This window comes from Methylomagnum ishizawai (assembly GCF_900155475.1).
GTDB classification, from domain to species: Bacteria; Pseudomonadota; Gammaproteobacteria; order Methylococcales; family Methylococcaceae; genus Methylomagnum; species Methylomagnum ishizawai_A.
In genome coordinates, this window is sequence record NZ_FXAM01000001.1 from 771580 (window position 1) to 787683 (window position 16104).

General features: G+C 62.1%; 17 protein-coding genes. 1 reads left to right on the forward strand and 16 read right to left on the reverse strand.

The window, feature by feature from the left end:
* Positions 1 to 174: 174 nt before the first annotated feature.
* The 16 genes from B9N93_RS24445 to B9N93_RS03505 form a co-directional block, all read right to left on the reverse strand.
* Positions 175 to 975, reverse strand: coding sequence for a hypothetical protein (locus tag B9N93_RS24445; RefSeq protein WP_125468820.1), 801 nt, complete (start codon positions 973 to 975; stop codon positions 175 to 177).
* A 172-nt stretch (positions 976 to 1147) separates the two neighbouring features.
* Positions 1148 to 1378 carry a hypothetical protein gene (locus tag B9N93_RS03430; RefSeq protein WP_125468821.1) on the reverse strand — a complete coding sequence of 77 codons (231 nt, stop codon included), beginning with the start codon at positions 1376 to 1378 and terminating at the stop codon, positions 1148 to 1150.
* An 18-nt stretch (positions 1379 to 1396) separates the two neighbouring features.
* Positions 1397 to 3478 carry a phage terminase large subunit family protein gene (locus B9N93_RS03435; protein ID WP_085210907.1) on the reverse strand — a complete coding sequence of 694 codons (2082 nt, stop codon included), beginning with the start codon at positions 3476 to 3478 and terminating at the stop codon, positions 1397 to 1399.
* Positions 3475 to 3966, reverse strand: a complete 492-nt coding sequence (locus B9N93_RS24450) for a hypothetical protein (RefSeq protein ID WP_125468822.1) — start codon at positions 3964 to 3966, stop codon at positions 3475 to 3477. Before B9N93_RS24450 ends, B9N93_RS03435 begins: the two co-directional genes overlap by 4 nt.
* Entirely contained in the window at positions 3944 to 4474 is a 531-nt protein-coding gene (locus tag B9N93_RS03445; protein WP_085210912.1) for a putative metallopeptidase, read from the reverse strand. The genes B9N93_RS24450 and B9N93_RS03445 overlap by 23 nt, the downstream gene beginning before the upstream one ends.
* Positions 4475 to 4839: 365 nt before the next feature.
* Positions 4840 to 5439 carry a hypothetical protein gene (locus B9N93_RS03455; protein WP_085210916.1) on the reverse strand — a complete coding sequence of 200 codons (600 nt, stop codon included), beginning with the start codon at positions 5437 to 5439 and terminating at the stop codon, positions 4840 to 4842.
* Positions 5439 to 5708 carry an HU family DNA-binding protein gene (locus tag B9N93_RS03460; RefSeq protein WP_085210917.1) on the reverse strand — a complete coding sequence of 90 codons (270 nt, stop codon included), beginning with the start codon at positions 5706 to 5708 and terminating at the stop codon, positions 5439 to 5441. Before B9N93_RS03460 ends, B9N93_RS03455 begins: the two co-directional genes overlap by 1 nt.
* Complete coding sequence (locus tag B9N93_RS03465; RefSeq protein ID WP_085210919.1) at positions 5705 to 6061, reverse strand: H-NS histone family protein; 357 nt, start codon at positions 6059 to 6061, stop codon at positions 5705 to 5707. The genes B9N93_RS03460 and B9N93_RS03465 overlap by 4 nt, the downstream gene beginning before the upstream one ends.
* 264 nt (positions 6062 to 6325) lie before the next feature.
* The gene (locus tag B9N93_RS03470; RefSeq protein WP_217807260.1) at positions 6326 to 6619 is read right to left on the reverse strand and encodes an endonuclease domain-containing protein; all 294 of its coding nucleotides are present in this window, start codon (positions 6617 to 6619) and stop codon (positions 6326 to 6328) included.
* A 46-nt stretch (positions 6620 to 6665) separates the two neighbouring features.
* Positions 6666 to 8249, reverse strand: a complete 1584-nt coding sequence (locus B9N93_RS03475; RefSeq protein ID WP_085210923.1) for an ATP-dependent DNA helicase — start codon at positions 8247 to 8249, stop codon at positions 6666 to 6668.
* Between the two features lie 218 nt (positions 8250 to 8467).
* Positions 8468 to 9028 (reverse strand): hypothetical protein, encoded by a 561-nt coding sequence (locus B9N93_RS03480; RefSeq protein ID WP_085210925.1) that lies wholly within the window; start codon positions 9026 to 9028, stop codon positions 8468 to 8470.
* Complete coding sequence (locus B9N93_RS03485) at positions 9025 to 9777, reverse strand: hypothetical protein (RefSeq protein ID WP_085210927.1); 753 nt, start codon at positions 9775 to 9777, stop codon at positions 9025 to 9027. Before B9N93_RS03485 ends, B9N93_RS03480 begins: the two co-directional genes overlap by 4 nt.
* 40 nt (positions 9778 to 9817) lie before the next feature.
* Positions 9818 to 12355 carry a DNA methyltransferase gene (locus B9N93_RS03490; RefSeq protein WP_085210929.1) on the reverse strand — a complete coding sequence of 846 codons (2538 nt, stop codon included), beginning with the start codon at positions 12353 to 12355 and terminating at the stop codon, positions 9818 to 9820.
* On the reverse strand, positions 12352 to 14730 hold the full coding sequence (locus B9N93_RS03495; RefSeq protein ID WP_085210931.1) for a bifunctional DNA primase/polymerase: 2379 nt from the start codon (positions 14728 to 14730) through the stop codon (positions 12352 to 12354). The genes B9N93_RS03490 and B9N93_RS03495 overlap by 4 nt, the downstream gene beginning before the upstream one ends.
* Before the next feature lie 205 nt (positions 14731 to 14935).
* On the reverse strand, positions 14936 to 15406 hold the full coding sequence (locus tag B9N93_RS03500) for an XF1762 family protein (protein ID WP_085210933.1): 471 nt from the start codon (positions 15404 to 15406) through the stop codon (positions 14936 to 14938).
* On the reverse strand, positions 15403 to 15804 hold the full coding sequence (locus tag B9N93_RS03505) for a hypothetical protein (RefSeq protein ID WP_125468823.1): 402 nt from the start codon (positions 15802 to 15804) through the stop codon (positions 15403 to 15405). The genes B9N93_RS03500 and B9N93_RS03505 overlap by 4 nt, the downstream gene beginning before the upstream one ends.
* 99 nt (positions 15805 to 15903) lie before the next feature.
* On the opposite strand from B9N93_RS03505, the gene B9N93_RS03510 reads away from it, so the two are divergent.
* Positions 15904 to 16095 carry a hypothetical protein gene (locus B9N93_RS03510; protein WP_085210937.1) on the forward strand — a complete coding sequence of 64 codons (192 nt, stop codon included), beginning with the start codon at positions 15904 to 15906 and terminating at the stop codon, positions 16093 to 16095.
* Positions 16096 to 16104: the final 9 nt, after the last annotated feature.

Consider the following 16104-nt stretch of genomic DNA (forward strand, 5'->3'; position numbering starts at 1 on the left):
ATGCGCCCTGGGTTTTGTCCCTGGGTTATGGCACGGCCAAGCCCTTGAATTATCTGGCTTGCCCGGTTGTGCCAAAATTCCTGAGTTTTGACATGAATCATTTTTTATGTAACGTCTAGTTAGACTGGGGTCGAACTATTAATTCAAATTGCACTTCTATACAATTTACTACGATTAGTTATCGGTATTATGTTCTTCATTGAAGATGGCTTTTTTATTTTTGTTATCTAAATCTGAGATCGTTTTTTGATTGTGCAAATAACGTTTTAAAAGCTTAATAAAAAAGTCATCGCCAAACATTCGGTCAAATTCTGTGAAATTCGCCATTCGATTGAGGATAAATTTTGCTTCCGCTTCGGATGTTGATTTATATAACCTTGCTAGGTCTTTGCGGATTTGAAACTTAACTTCAAAATTAATTTTGTTTGTATAAGATGAAAGCGTATAGTCGAAATCATGGTCTCTATATGATAATGAATTAGCTTCATTGTCAATCGGCACTATGATAGCATCTACCCAGTCACTACCATCCAATAAAATACTATAAGGGTCATTTGTCTTCAATTGATGGCTTTGCGTTAAAGATAAAGGTTCTGATAATAAAGGTCTAGCTGCAATTTTAATAAATTCTCCAATATAATTATTTTTTATATTAAACTCGCTAAACTTATTTGAATTCGTCCTTGAACACATGGCAGATAGCCCAAAAAAATATAAGTCAACTTGGCTGATTTTTGGATTTGGAAGAAAAAAGCTTTGAACTATTTCAACACGCATCCCATAAGATTTATAGCATTTATTATCAAAACCACATACTGCATTATCAATACTTGTGTACCCAACAACCTTTCCAATGAAAATATACTCTTCTGGATCAACTTCTTTATGACTTCTGAGTTCGCCTATTTTACATCCATACGCAAGGCAAGGGAGCATTGCCATTATGGATAATAAAGTTATTATTAACTTAACCATATTTATCAAAGTATCTTATCATCCCAAATAGCATGGTTTTAAGCCAGCGTCTAACACCGCCCCTGCGGATAACGGGCGTTATGTCCAAAAGCGGCGCAGGCTGCCCAATAATCCCACACCCGCCCAACGGTCAAGCTCCGGCCAAACCGCCTAGCCCCGAACCAGCCCAGCGTCATCCCGCATACCGTATTGCCTCCTCCCGATCCAACCCCAACCGCTCGGCAATCCGTCCATGGTCGTACCCGATGCGGCGCAGGCTCCGCACCTGGGCGGCGATCTGGACGTGGACGGGAGTTTCGGGCGCGGGGTCCACGGGAATCCCCGTAGCCCCCTTGGAGATTGGTTTGGGCCGGGCCAAGCCGGATTCGGACGGGGGACGGTGTCTTGGGCGGTTATGGCTCATGCTTGCTCCTTCGGTGCATTATTCATCTCTCACAAAAAACCCACATCCCCGGTCCCGCGCCCGGACCTGGAATCCCCGCCAGCCACAGGCCGCGCTTTCCCGCGCCTTGTCGCCATAGTGCCCGCAGCGCCCGCAGAGATCGCCCGCCGGAAGGTCCAGTTGGCTCAACATGGCCTGGACGGTCGGTGGCAGGGTATTCGACATCGCGTCCATGGCCTCCCGGACTTGGCCCTTCGGTTGCTCGCCCATCGGTTCCGCCTCCGGCAGGATGAACATGCCGGTCCCGTGGCTCCTGGCCCAGGCCACGTCGCAGAGCATGTTGGCGTAGCTGAAATGGGGGTCGATGCCGACCTTCTTGACTACCCGCCGGTACTTGTTCGTTTCCCCGTCCTTCTCGGCCACCAAGGCGGTCTTGGTGAAGTGGTGGAACGCCCGCGGCAATACCGCCACGGTCTGGCGGACGCCCTTCTCGACCACCTCTTGGACCAGCCCTTGCGGGTCCGGGAACAGGCATAGCGGGGTCTTGGCCGTCAACCGCGCCATGGAAACCTGCATGCACTTGTACTGGTCCATCCGCAGGGTATAGCGGTCGCGCTCCGATTCGTCCGTACGCCGGTCGGACGAATCCAGGCCGGCCGCGTCGCCCCAGGCGATCATCCCTTCCGCGATCTGCCCGAACGAATCGCAGATGAACACCCGGCGCGGCCAGCGGTTGGCGAAGCGCTTGGCGTCGTTGTAGTTGGGGTTGATCTCGACCACCGCCACGGCTACGCCGTAGGCCTCCATCAACTCGTCGCAGCGCCCGAACGGGTCGGCGGAGTAGATTTCCTCGACATGGACCACCGCTTGGCGACCATCGGGCATCCGCTCCTTGACGACCACCACATTGAAGTTGCCCATTTGGTCGATACCCATGAAGGTATCCCGCGCCCGCGTCTTCCAGACCACCCCGGCGGCGCGGCCCGCTGCGACACACCGCTCCAGGTGTTCCAGCGTGACCGGTACTTGGGTCGGGTCCAGGTAGGGCTTCCCCAGTTTGCGGTTGAAGAAATTCTTCAGGTCCGTCGCCGTGTTGTAGGCGAACATGATGTCGCCCGGCGAAATCGTGGGGCTCAGGAATTGCGGGAAATGGATGGAGCGGATTCGGAGCGGCCTATCCGCTTTCGGCACCGACAAATCGACCGTCGGATCGGCCAGGGGATTTTCCGCGATCCACTCGCCACGTTGGCTGTCCGCGATGACCGTCCCGCAGGCTGGGTTGCCGCACACGTAGCGCCATGCGTCCAAGGCTTCCACCCACCGGATGCAGGCCGGGAAATAGTCGTCCAGCGGTCGCGCCGCGCCGCAATGCGGACATGCGGTATGGAACCGGTATTGCGCCCCCCGCTTGTACCAATGGTGGATATCGGCATCCGGCCAGTTCGCCGTGGAGCCCATCAGCACGAAGCGCACATCGGAGGCGGACAGGCGCTCCAGGGTCTTCTCCATTTGCTCCAAGGTCATTTCCTGCACCTCGTCGAAGGCCAGGACATCCATGGGGATGGATTCCGTGGTGGCCTTGCCCGAGGTCCACGAGAACACGAACATGGCCTCGCCGATGCGGCGGGTGTAGACGTTGCCTTCGCCGGTTTTGCGCCCGGAGCCGTCCGGGGCGTCCATCGTCATCAGCTTGTGGATGCCGGGGGCCGAGCGTACCAGGGGCATGAACCGCTCGGACGACTTCAAGCCGGCCAGTTTCATGTCGGGAAGGAACAGGCCCACCGTGGCCGGGCCGAAACGCAGTCCGAGGTAGATCGTCGCCAGCATCTCCATGACCGTGAACCCGACCTGGGCGCACTTCATCAGGACCAGGACCAGCCGGTAGGCCTCGTCTTCGGTGCTGGGTATCTGGTCGTAAATCCAGGCCATCGCCGGGCGGTCGTCCAGGCGGAAGGGATGGCCGTCCACTTTCAAGCCTTGGGCGGCGAGGCTTTCGCACCATTGGCGGAAGGTTGTGCCTTCGGGGATGGGCTTGGCGAGGTCCGCGCCCTCGATCCTCGCCCGCCTGCGCCGCCTCAGCTCCAATTCGGCCTGGGCGCGGACGGAAAGGGGAATCCTCATGCCGGGGCTTTGCCCTTCGCCAGGGCCGCGAGTTGTTCGTCGGTCATCGCGCCCAGGTCCATCGGGGCATCCAAGCCGCGAATCCGGCGGATATTCTCAATCGCGGTCTTACTGGCTTCGGCGGCGGCTTTATAGGTTTTGAATCCCTTGGCCTTCGGCAAATCCTCCTCGATCTTTTCCAAGATCAAGCGATTCACCCGGACACCCCGTTCCATATCCTCCACATCGGCCTGGACTTCGCGATCCACTTCGCACGCGACCCTTTGCGAAGTTTCTTGCGAAGCCTCCTGCGAACCAGCGGCAAGCTGCGCATTAACCCGTTCCCGCTTGAGCGAGGCCGGATTCCTCACCCATCCATGTTTTTTAGCCCGCTGACGGATAGCGGCTTCGGTAATATCAAAGTCCCCGGCAATCGCCCGCAGCGGGCGCACCCCCGCCCTAAACTGAACCTCCACCGAATCCCAGTCAACGTCCTTGGCCACGATCAACCCTTACCCCCGCCGCCCCCACAAACTCCCTCAACTCATCATTCCAAGCCCCATACCGCCGCACCACCGAGGTGAATTCTTCGACGCTATGGCCGGTAAGCTTCCAGATGGGCCGCCCGGTCTCGTCGTCATACCGGGGCTCCCCGTCGCCATCGGTCGCATGGACGCAATGGCTCAACTCGTGGAATATCAGGATTTCCCTGTGCCGGTCATCCGCCGCCGTCCAATATTCCCCGTCCAGGACGACGAGGAAGTCCGGCATCGCGCCGAACATGCGCTCCACCATCCAGAGGAACACCCGATTCAATTTGCCCTGGACGCGGGGCAAGTGGACCGCGCCAAGGATGCGCCGGTCGGACTCGAACAGGGGATCGGTCCGCAGCAGGAAAGCCATGTGCGGCTCGCCGTCCTTCAAGTGGACATGCTCGGGGTATTCCAGGCAGCGGCGATACCAATTCGCGGGATGATCCGGGCCGGGTTCGGGGATGATGAAGGGGGAATCCATCATGGAAGCGCGATCCCATCATTCATCGTCGGGCTCTCCAACATACCTAGTCACAACCCCCTTCCTCTCCACCACCATATCCACCTCCTCGACCGGCACGACAATAACCTCGTTCGGATTCTGCGGGGTCCGCTCGGGGTTTCGCACACAGCGCAACCCCGCGTTCTTGCCCGTCGCCGTCTTCGCGCCACACCAGCACAGGTTCCGGGGCTCGCCCACCGCCTTGGTCCCGCACTCGGCACACCGGGCCTGTCCGCCGCCATTCGGCCCGGGACGCCACAGGAGCCGCCCAGAACATATCCGGCAGGCATGCTCGATCAGGAACCATCCGGCGTCCTCGTGGTTGATCCTACGCGGCTTGGCCGAGTTCAACATACGGCGGCGAACAAATCCGGTTCGGGCGGTTGGGCTGGATGGGCGGGAGCCCAACGGAACGCCACCTTGCGCGGCTCCTTGTGCATCACCATCCGCACCGCTTCGAGGGGCGTTGCCGCGGCGATGTCATGCCGGACCACACTGCGGCCTTCAACCACAATGCCCAGGCTCAGGCCACTGTGAACCCGGAGCAGTTTGCTCTTGACCGCCTCCCGGTCCAGCGACCAGAAAATATCCAGGGGGTGGGGTGGATGGCCGCGCCCGTCGCGACCTTTGGCGATCTCGTACTGGCGGTTGACGCAGGACTGGCAATAAAGCCCGTGGACATGCCGGGCCACGGCGGGGCCATCGCAGCGCACACACACCCGGCGGTGGTATTCGGAGTTGTCGCACGCCTGTCCGGCGTGGACGGCACCGATGGGGCAGTTCCGGCAGGACAGATACGAGGCGGCGGTTTCACCACCCTTTGTCGCGGCGACCCAGCGCGTGGCGCAAGATTCCACCGACCAGAATCCCGCCAGCCGGTCGCAGCGGAAATAATCGCCGGACAGGCCAGGGGGCGTGCTGTAGTTGATCGATGGATGGCGCGGCATCAGGCGTTGAGCGAATCCAACAGGGTTTTGGAAGGCTTGAACTTCACCTTGCGGCTGGCGGGCACGGTAATCACCGCACCCGTGCTGGGATTGCGGCCTTGCCGCTCCGGCTTGTCCTCGACCTTGAGCTTACCCAGGAACGGTATTTCTCCATCCTGCTGTAAGCCGGTTTCAATGGCCCGTTCCAAATCTTCCAAGACCACTTTGGCCTTGGTTTTGGATAGGTCGGATTCCGCCGCAAAGGCGGCGATGAGTTCAGCCCTGGTCATGCGGCGGCCTGCTGCGGCTTGAACTCCGGCAACAGGAAATCATCCGCGCCGGCCCCGGCATTGATCTTCTCCTGCAACCACTTGGGCTTCATGCCGCGCCCGGACCACTGGTTTTTTGGATTCGCGGGGTCGCGGTATTTAACCGGCACCTTGGTACCCGTCCGGCCCATCGGGACAACCTTCCGACCCTTCTCGGTCAATTCCACATCCATATTGATGGACGCCGCTAGTTCCTTGATCTTGGCGATAGTTTCAGCTCGGCTTTCACGGCGCTTGGTTTCCAGCGCTTTTTGGGCATTGGCGATAGTCTCGGCCAGTTCTTCCTCGTTCATACCTTCCAATGCTTCTGACATAACTTACCCACTTGTTTGTGAAAACCAAATAATACACCAACTCGATTGGCACATAAACCTGAACAAAGCGCATTTAAAAAATTTCAGGCGGATGCTTGAAAAGCGGCCGCAAATCCTTTTCTAGATGGACCGGATGCCCCGGCTGGCCGCTCCCGGCAATCTTGAAGCATTTGGGGCCGATGCCTTTCGATACCGGCATCGACAAAACCGCCGCGCCCCGGCCTAGCTGCATGCCGTCATTCCCTCAGCCCGCTTCGTTTCCACTCATGGCCTTGCCTTGTATGATTTATCGAAAAACCTCGCGACGACGCCTATCGCACGGCCATCCCGGACCATTTCCCCGGTGGCCCGCAATACCACCCAGCCGCCCAGCGCCGCCTCGTTGTATTTTTCGACATCGTTGGCGAAACCCTGGGCGCGGGTATGCCTTCCCCTGGAATGAATGCCCCCTTCTATTTCCAGGATCAGGCGGTATTCGGGCCAAGCGAAATCGGCCCGCCAATTCCTGCCGACACGGAACTCCCATTCGCGCACCGGAACCGGCAATTTGAGTGTCAAACACTGGCTTTCAAAAAGCCGTTCCAATGGGCTGGTCATTGGTTCCTCACGCGCAGATGGCCAGGAATTGGGAAGCGCGGGTGCAGGCCACGTACAGCGCCCGGTTGAACTGGTACGCCTCCACCATCCGGTTCAGGTCGCGGTAGTCCACCAGGGCGGTATCGAACGTGCTGCCCTGGCTCTTGTGGACGGTGATGGCGTAGGCGTGGCGGATGGGGGCGAAGGCGTTCTTCATGGCCCAGGCCCGTCCCGACGCGCCCTTGGAGTCCGTCAGCAGGCCTTCCTTCAGCTTCGGGTTCATTTCATCGTTGGCCCGGCGCTTGAGGTCGTTCGCCTGCGTGAACAGTTCGGACACCAGGCGCGCGACCAGGTCGGGATCGTGGGCCACGTGGACCATGATCTCGTTGTCGTCGCCGTCGTCCAGGTACAGGAGGTCGGCGCGGAGGCTCGGACGCTCGGGCACGTCCGGGTAGTAGCGGTGCCTGACGTCGCGCTCGATGCGCTTGATCGTGAGTTCCTGGCTGGTGTGGAGTTGGGTGGGGTCCGTGACCGGCGTGGACACCTCCACGCCGTCGATCAAGCGCACCATGTTCTCGGCCACCTTGTCGGCGTCGCAGGCGCTGTGGACGATGACGGGCTCGCCCACGTCGAACGGGGTGCGCCCGTCCGGCACCGGGCCGTACAGGGCTTCGTGGACGGCCCGGTTGAAGAACTCGACGGTGGCGTTGCGGAAGGCCAGCACCCGGCAATCCCGGCCCTCGCGGATTTCCGACACGGCCCATCCGGCGATTTCCTCGGGCCGCATCGAGAACGCCCCGATGGCCGTGGCATCCCGGGGGATGGCGGCCATGATGTCGGCCATGGTCATCCGCTGTTCGGCCTCGATGAAGCGGCGGATCACCATGGACAGCGCGATCATGGGATTGCCCTGGGCCTGCCGGACGACCTCCGTCAGCCGGGCCTGGCGCTCGACGTGGGAGAACACCGGGGACATGCCCACGCCGGCCTTCTCGACGGGCGGCAACTGGGCCGGGTCGCCGACGAACAGGATCAGGCAGTCGCGGCGCACGCGCAGCAGCAGCTTGAACATGTCGGTGCCGACCATCGAGGCCTCGTCCACCACCAGCACGTCCAGGTCGTGGATGGTGCTGTCGCGCTTCTGGGTGATCTGCTGGGTGCCGTCGTCGCGCTCCTGCATTTGCAGGCCCAGGAAGCTGTGGAGGGTGCCGACGCACACCTTGCCGCCCTGGCCGTCCCATTCGTCCCGGTCGAACCGCGAACCCCGCGGCCGCTTGTTGCCGAACCGGACCACGCCGAACTTGCGGAGGTTGGACGCCAGCACCTTCACCGCCTTGTTGGTGGGCGCCGCGACGCCGATCACGCGCTCCGCTTGCAGGTCGGCCACCAGCTTGCCGACGACGTGGCTCTTGCCCACCCCGGCGAAGCCTTCCAGCACCATCAGGGCCGCGTCCGTCTGGCCCCGGCAGAATTCCAGCATCCCGGCGTAGGCGTGCGCCTGCTGGGCCGTCAGGCCGTCCGGGGCGGGTTCCTGGCGCGGGGGTTCGAGGGCGGCGGCGATGGCGGCTAAGAATGGGTGCTCGTTCACCGCTAGGGCTTTCATTTGTTGCATATCAATCACCTGTCGTTGATCCGCCTGATTAAGATGCCGGGCCGCGCGATTCAGGCTTATCGCCTTTCGGGAGCGACCCTAGGCCCGGCAATTCGGTTGTTTTCGGTTCCGGGAGAGGGGTAGACGCGAAGTGGATGAGCCTTCCTCTCCCACTCAATCCCTTGCTACGTAAGGCTTCCAGCGTTCGGGTAGCGGGGTAGATGCTTATATAAAGAGGTCTAATCCTTTATATAGGGGGGGCATAAGCCCCAAGGGGATTCGCCTCTCCCATCTACCCGGAGGCCGGAAGCCAAGCCGGGCGCGGCTTTGGCGGGAGAGCGGCCAGCATCCACCACGCATCCCCCTTCTACCCGAGTTTTCCCGCCCAATAGGCTGGACCCCGCATGGATCAAGAACCCCCAGGTCCATTGGTCGGGATCACCGGCAAGGCCGGTACGGTCGGGGTGCGGGTCGAACTCGATCCGTCCGTTCTTGCCGACCACGGCGTGCAGGACGCCCTGGTGTCGTGGCGATGGGCCGTAGATCAAGTGGTAAACGTCGGTGCCGTCGCGCATAACCCAATCGAAACCGAACGGGTTGGCTTCGAGATGGGCGAGGCCACGGCGTCCCAACCATGCGTTGATGGCCCGGTCGAATTTCCGGGTGTCGGGGTGAAGTTGTGCGAAGTGGGGAACCTCGCCCAGGGGCAAATCCAACAGCGTGGCAAGGCAAGCCCTCACGCAATCGCCCGTCTGTCCCTGGGAAGGATCGTGCAAGAATTCTTGGGTGGTCGGAGTCATAGTGTTGCACCACCTATTGATCCAACATGGCTCCGCTTGAATTCTTCCCAAACCCTAATTCCTTCAACCACCCCATGGGTTGTCGGACCGCATTCCTCTACGAACTCCGCGATCAACCGGTCCAGGCGGACGGAATCGCGATGTTCTATCGCGGCATCGGTATCCTCGAATAACTGCCCATCCTCCGTCCGCGCCGCCCAAACCCAGTCGATCCCCTCGATCCGGGGCGGGCGCGGCCCCAGGACAAACCGCTCGGCCGGAATCGCCGTCTCCCGGAACTCGACCGCCGGGCCGTCGTGTTTCAATTCGGCTTCCAGCGCCAGGGCGGCGAATTTGGCGACGGCCCCGAGCGGGACGGGTGGAAGGCTTTCCTCCACCGTTGGGATGGAATCGTCCACCCCATTTTCCGGGGCGGACGTGTCCGCCCCGGCTCCGGCATCAGCGGTCCCCTCCGCTGCGCCGACCATCACCGCGTCCGTGCCAATATCACCCGGCCCATCCGGGGCTTCGTGGGGGTTCGAGGCCGGGGCGCTATCGACCTTGAACCAATTGAAAACGCCCGAGTTCTCGATTTCACGGGATTCAATCAACCCTTCGCGCCGCAATACCTGTAGGCAATTAGCGACTTCCTTTTTAGGATCGCTGGTGGTGAACCAGGATTTGGGCAGCTTTTCGAGGGCGGTTTTCACCGACACTCCGTCGTAATACCGCCCTACCAACGCCAACAACTCGTCTTTCTTACTGGCCATGGAATACCTCAATTCCAATCTTGATATACAGACACCCGCGTCAAGCGGCGGCTTTTTCCAACCCACCTTCCGCTTCCAGCAGGTCGAATAGCGTGGGCATGGCGTGGTCCCGTTCCGCCGCTTGCAGGTATTGCAGGCCGTCCAGGAAATAGGCCGGGTTGAGTTCCGACCCCCCGCCCCGCCTGCCCATCTTCACGGCGCAGTAGGGCACGGTCATCAGCCCGCCGAACGGGTCGTAGACCCGTTCGTCCCGGTTGCTGTAGCGCTCGATTAGGCGCTCCACGATGTCGAATTGCAGGGGACAGACATGGTTCTGCAAGCCCTTCGCCGACTGGTTGCCGTTGAGGGTCCGCATCCGGTTGATGTCGTGCCAGACGGCGGGATGGCCGGAACCGGGGGCGAGGCTCATGAAGCTGGACGGCAACGCGCCGCGGGCTTCGAGTTCCTCGCCGACCCTGACGTGGAACTCGTAGTCGTAGACGTGTTCCAGGCTGAACCGGGTGAAGGCCTTCGCCAGCTTGTCCGGCCCCATGCCCGCCAGATCATCGGCGGTCAAAGGCCGGTCGCCACGGGACCGCCACAGCGCATGGGCGTCCACCTGCCAGCGGGCGCGGGTGTAGGCGTCTTTGGATTTCTGCACCGGCACATCGGCGTAGCCTTTGGAGCGGTCGGTCTGGGGCTTGCGGAACAGCAGGATGTACTCGGGGGAACCCACGCCCATCTTGGTGCCGTCCTTGCACTGCTCCGACCAGCCCAGGCGGTAGGTCTGGTTGTTCTCGCGCACCACGTCGGTGACGACGGTGATCATGCCCAGGTATTGGAACCCGTGCCGGATGCCATGGAATATCGCCTCGGCATGGAACGGCGACACCGTGGGCACGCCCTGGCCGGTGACGTTGCCGAACAGGATGCGGTCCTTCACATGGCAGCAGTACAGCCGCCCCGGTTGCAGGATGCGCAGCAGCTCCGGCGTGAGGAAATCCATTTGCTCCCAGAAATGGGCGTTGTCCTCGGTGTGCCCGAAATCCTCGTAGGTCGGGGTGTATTCGTAGTGGTTGGCGAAGGGGATGCTGGTGACGATCAGGCCCACGGAGTTTTCCTCCACGCGCCGGGCCTCGTCCACGCAATCGTTGTTCGCCACCCGGAAACGCCCGTGCTTGCCGGAAACCTCCACCCGCTCCACGCCGATGGTCCGGGCCAGGGTGTCCGCGATGGATAGGGTGTTCAATCCGTGTTCTTGGATGATGTCGCTCATATTCGCCGCCAATTCGTTGTGCTGGGTCCACTTCTCCTGCAACGACCGCAGGATTTCCCGTTCCGCCTCGGTGTGGATGATGTGGATTTCACATTCTTCCGTCTGGAGGAACCGGTATATCCGGTGGATGGCCTGGATGAAGTCGTTGAACCGGTACCCGATGCTGGTGAATATCGCCTTGTGGCAATGCCGTTGGAAATTGCACCCGGAACCGGATATTTCCTCCTTGGTGGCGAGATACTTGGCGCGGCCCTCCGAGAACGCCACCACCCGCCGCTCCCGCTCGTCCAGGTCCAGCGTGCCGTAGACCTCGGTGGCTTCCGGCCATGCCGCCTTGATGGCGTGCCGCTCGGCCTCCAGATGGTGCCAGAGGATGTAGTGGGAACCGGGGTCGGCCTTGAGGATGTCCACCATCTTGCGGATGCGGGCCTGGATGGAATCCCGTTTTTCGCCGGCGGCTTCCTTGAGGCCCATGGCCGCGTCGGGGAACAGCAAGCCCTGGCCGTCGCGCCCGTGGCCCACCAATTCCCCGGCGGGCACCTCGTGGTAGACCACCTTGAGCGGCGGCAGGTCGTAGCCTTCGTCGCTGTAGCCCAGGTCGGAAGGGCGTTGCAGGAACACGGCCCAGGAGTTGAGCCAGAGCCAAAATTCCCGTTCCTTGTGCGGATAGAGCGTGAGGTTGTTCGCCTGGGTGGAATCCCTTTTGAAGAACCTCGTGAGCGCCTGCCCGGTGTCCATGATCCCCAGGAACCCGCCGTAGTGGATCAGTTCCTTGTAGCGGTTGGGGCTGGGGGTGGCCGTCGCCACGAACTTGTAGCGGACGCGGGCGAACAGGGGCAGGAACTCCTGGTAGGTCTTGGAGCCGAAGCTACGCAGCACGGACGCCTCGTCCAGGCTGACGGCGGTGAACCGGTTCGGATCGAGCTTCCCGTCCCGGAGGCTCTCGTAGTTGGTCAGGTAGAACCCGCTATCCACGTCCGGCCAAATTTCTTCGGTACGGCGGATGAACTTGAATTCCACCCCCAACATCTGGCCATCGCGGCGGAACTCCTGGCGAACACCCAAGGGCAGGACCACCAGCACCGGCCCGCCCGCATATTTGAGGATCAGCCGTAGAATCTCGATCTGGATGACCGACTTGCCCAGGCCGAACGCGGCGAACACGGCCCGCTGCCCGCCCTTCACCGCCCACCGCACGATGTCGCGCTGGTGGGGTTTCAGGATGGGGTTGATTTCCGACGGGGCCACGTCGAAGCCGCCGAATCCGGCCAGCTTGATCTTGTCCCGCAGGAATTCCTGGTAGGTTTTTCCGTTTTGGTTCATACGCTTCCCCCCGGAGGCGTATCGCCGGATTCCTCCGCGAATACCTCCGCGGCCCCGGCCTCCTTGACGAACCGCGCCGCGATGTAGACCTTGCCGCCGCGCCCCCTGGGCATCTGCACGACCTCCCCATCCTCCAGCAGCAAATCCATCGTCTCGGCCCGCTTTTCCTTGGAAAGCTTCTTGAAGGCCCAACAGCGCTGGCTCAGGTCTTTCGGGGTCCGGCCCTCCGCGCCGCCCTGGGCGATATGGTCGAGGATTTGCTGGTACTGGGTCAGCTTCCCGTCGTCGGTGCTGAGGATGTTGAAGGCTTCCAGGAACGCCCGGACGTTGGCGGCCACGTAACCGGAAGTCCAGGCCAGGATTTCCCGCGACACCACCGGATGGGGCGGGTTGGCCCACACCGCCAGGACGGCGCACAGCCGCCGCAGGATGGCCCGCGCCGACAGCAGGATGGGCCGGGCCTCGCGCCGGTCGGAGATCGCCATGATCGCCGCGTAGGCCGCGTCGAGCTTGGCGTCGAACCGCACGGTCCTCAGGTCCGGCTCTTGCGCGGGGTTGTCCTTCACCAGGTCGGTGTCGTCGCCTTGCTCGATCAGGCGGATGGCCTGGAGATGCGCGGCGATCCAGCCCGGCACGTCGCCGGGCTCGGGGTCGTTCATGGTGTAGGCGGCGGGGTCTTCCGGGGCCAGGACGAACAGGAATTGTTCGAGGGCGCCGCGCCCGAGTTCGGAGGCCCGGACCACGGTGGAGAGCTGGTCCGCCGAAATCATGGCCAGGATGGACAGCGCGGGGTGGTGGATGACCACCCGCTCGCCCTGCTTGCCAATCCCGGCCTCCTGCCCGTTGTTGAGGTATATGGGCTTGGCGTTGTGGATATCGGCGAAGATCGACAGGGTCTGCTCATGCGCCCCTGACGGCTGGCGCTTGGCGAACGCGAGCTGGGAGCCATAGTCGTCCGAGACGTAGAGCAGGGCGGGCGAGCGGTGCAGCATGTTGTAGAGCACGCCCGGCGACGAGAACCGGCCATTGGCGATCATGCCCGCGTATCCGGCTTCGGCCAGGGCGCGGTGCAGGGCCGGTTTGTAGTGCCGCACCAGGCCGATGGAATGGGTGACGATGCCGGTGTAGAGGTTCAGCGGGTCGCCGAACTCCGTCCGGTACCGGCGGCTGGCGGCGGCGCTGGCCAGGGCGATGGCCGCTATCTGCCCGGTCTGCCAACAGATTTCCGGGGCCTCCGATTGCAGCCACGCCGCCACCTCGTTCAGCGTCTCGCAGGGGAACGGCCTGTGTTGGGCCGGGGCTTCCGGCACCACCTCGTACTTCTTCTGCCGGTTCATTTCCGCGATGTTCTCGGGATCGAAGAACTCGTCGACGCCCGGATTGTTGGCCGGGTCGGAGAGGTCCACGTCCAGCCGGTTTTCCAACCTCCAGCGTTCCGCCTGGGCGCGGGCACGGGGAATCTGCCGGGCCACCCATTGCATGGCCGAGGCGCGGATGCCCTTGCGGTTCCCCAGCGGCTTCCCGCTCATCGCGTAGGCCGGGCATGTCGCCACGCCGCACATCGTTTCGTCGTCCAGGCCGGCGGCGGCCAGGGCGCAGAGCATGGCGAAGAAATACTCGGAACGGCTGGGCCAGCGCCCCTCGTCCTCCGGGGCCGGGCCGGACCTGATCTTTTCCTTGATGCCTTCCGGCAACGGCAGGGCGTCGAGGTCCACGTCGGCGGCGCTGATGGGGATGACGACGGCGCGGTGGATATCGGTTTCCGGGACGGTCTCCAGCGCCTCGTAGAAGGCTTCCGGCACGTCGGGGATGCGGTCGAGGGGCACCGCCTCGGTGTAGACGCCCCCCGACGGGTGGACCGAACCGGGGGCCACGAACTGCCGCCCGGTGGAACCGATATCCACCTCCCAGGCCGGTACCCGCTTCTTCCGGGCCGGGTCGTACACCGTGTCCTTGGAGCGCCGGAAGTGGCAGGTGTGGGGTAGCCGCTCGATCTCGACGGCGGCGTAGTAGTGGCGGGAGCCGTTGCCGCGCCCGGACAGGACGGTCGGATATTGGCCGGGGTTCTCCAGCAGTTCCTCGACGGCGGCGTAGGCTTCCTGGAAGTGGCGGGCCTCGTCCGAGCGCACGTCCATGTCCACGCCCACGCAACACACGCCCTCCCGCAGCACCGACCGGACGCCCAGCCGGATGCCCAGGTTGTAGCCTTGCCGCCAGCTTTGCTTGAGTTCGGACAGGGTCTTGCGGTCCTGGGTGGTCCATTGGTTTTGGACGGGCGCCTTGTCGCGCTCCCGGAGCCAGATCAAATCCAGGTCGACCGGCCATAGCCGGTTGATGGCCTGGAACAGGTTGGGTTGTTGGGCCGGTGCCGTCATTTCCGCGCCTCCGTTCCGTGGGAAGGGGCCATGAGCCCATCGAGGGTGCGTGGGTGCAGTGGTATACTGGGCATGTCGATCACCTCCTGTTTAGGTGGTTGAAGTGGAACCCGGCGCTGTGTCACCAGTGGCCGGGTTTTTTGTTGCCTTGAGCCGCCTTCCGGCCGCCCTGGTTCCATCGGCGTTCATCAGCTATCCCGCGAAATCATTCAGCTATCCTCACGACCCGGAACAGCGGCTTTTCCCACCGTTTCTTCGCGCAGGTCGGTGCCTTGGTTTCCCTGGGGCGGGAGGGGCACGACCATTCCCGGTGCCCTTGGGTCATGGCCGCGAAGGTCCAGCCCGCCGCTTCCAGGCTGGTCCCGGCCTCGGTGTCCAGGGTGTAGGTGACGATCCGGCGGTAGCCCATTGCCCGGCAGATCCGGGCGGCGGTGCCGTACAGTTTCGAGCAGGCGTTGCGGGTGCCGTCGGTGCAGCAGCGCGTGACTTCCGCGGTGAAACCGTCGTCCAGGGCGCGGGCCACGGGCCGGCCCACCACGATGACGCCCACCAGGTCATCCCCCCGCGACACCCCGACGCCGAACTTCCACGAGCGGGTGGGGCCGTGGTGGCGGTGGTGGCGGGCGATGAACGCCTTGGCCGTATCGAACGTCACCGGGCGGATTTCCAGGCTCATGGAGCCTTCTCCACCCGGTAGCCGACATCCCGCACGAGCTGGATCAGCGTCGGCATCATCCCTTGCAGGGTTTTGGCGGCCTGCTCGGCCTTCTGCTCCGGCTCCACCAGATGGGTCGCGTTCAACCAATACAGGATGGGCTTCCCTTCCTCCCCGAGCGCCGCGATGAGCAGCGAAAGCTTCTTGAGCGGGAAATTCACGTTGTCGGCACCGTTGGCCGAGAGCTTCCGGCTCAGCGCGTTCTCGTCACGTTCCCCGAGTTTGTCGGCCAGCACCTTGAGGGGGATGCCGGACGCCTTCACCGATGCCCGCACCACGGACATGAGGTCGGGGTATTGGTAGGTGATATCCGGTGGTACGTCGAGTTTCAGTTCCATGATCCTGGGGCGGTACGGCATAGCTGAACATTCCCTGTCATAGCTGATGGTTGCTGGTAGAGACGCACGCCGATCCAGGCGTGCATCATTTCCCCACCGAATATCGGAGGGGCTTTCCAAATGCGATACGAAATCATCAATTCCGGCCCGGATTCCTTGCTCCGGCTCCACTGCGCTTGCGGCCACGCCATCGATATACCTATGGCCTTGTTGGAAGCGGGCCACCTCATGCAATGCCCCGGATGCCAGGGCTATTTCCGGCTGCCCGGCGAGCGCGTCGCCGACGCGGACTACCAGGGGGCGGATGAATGAGCGCCCCAC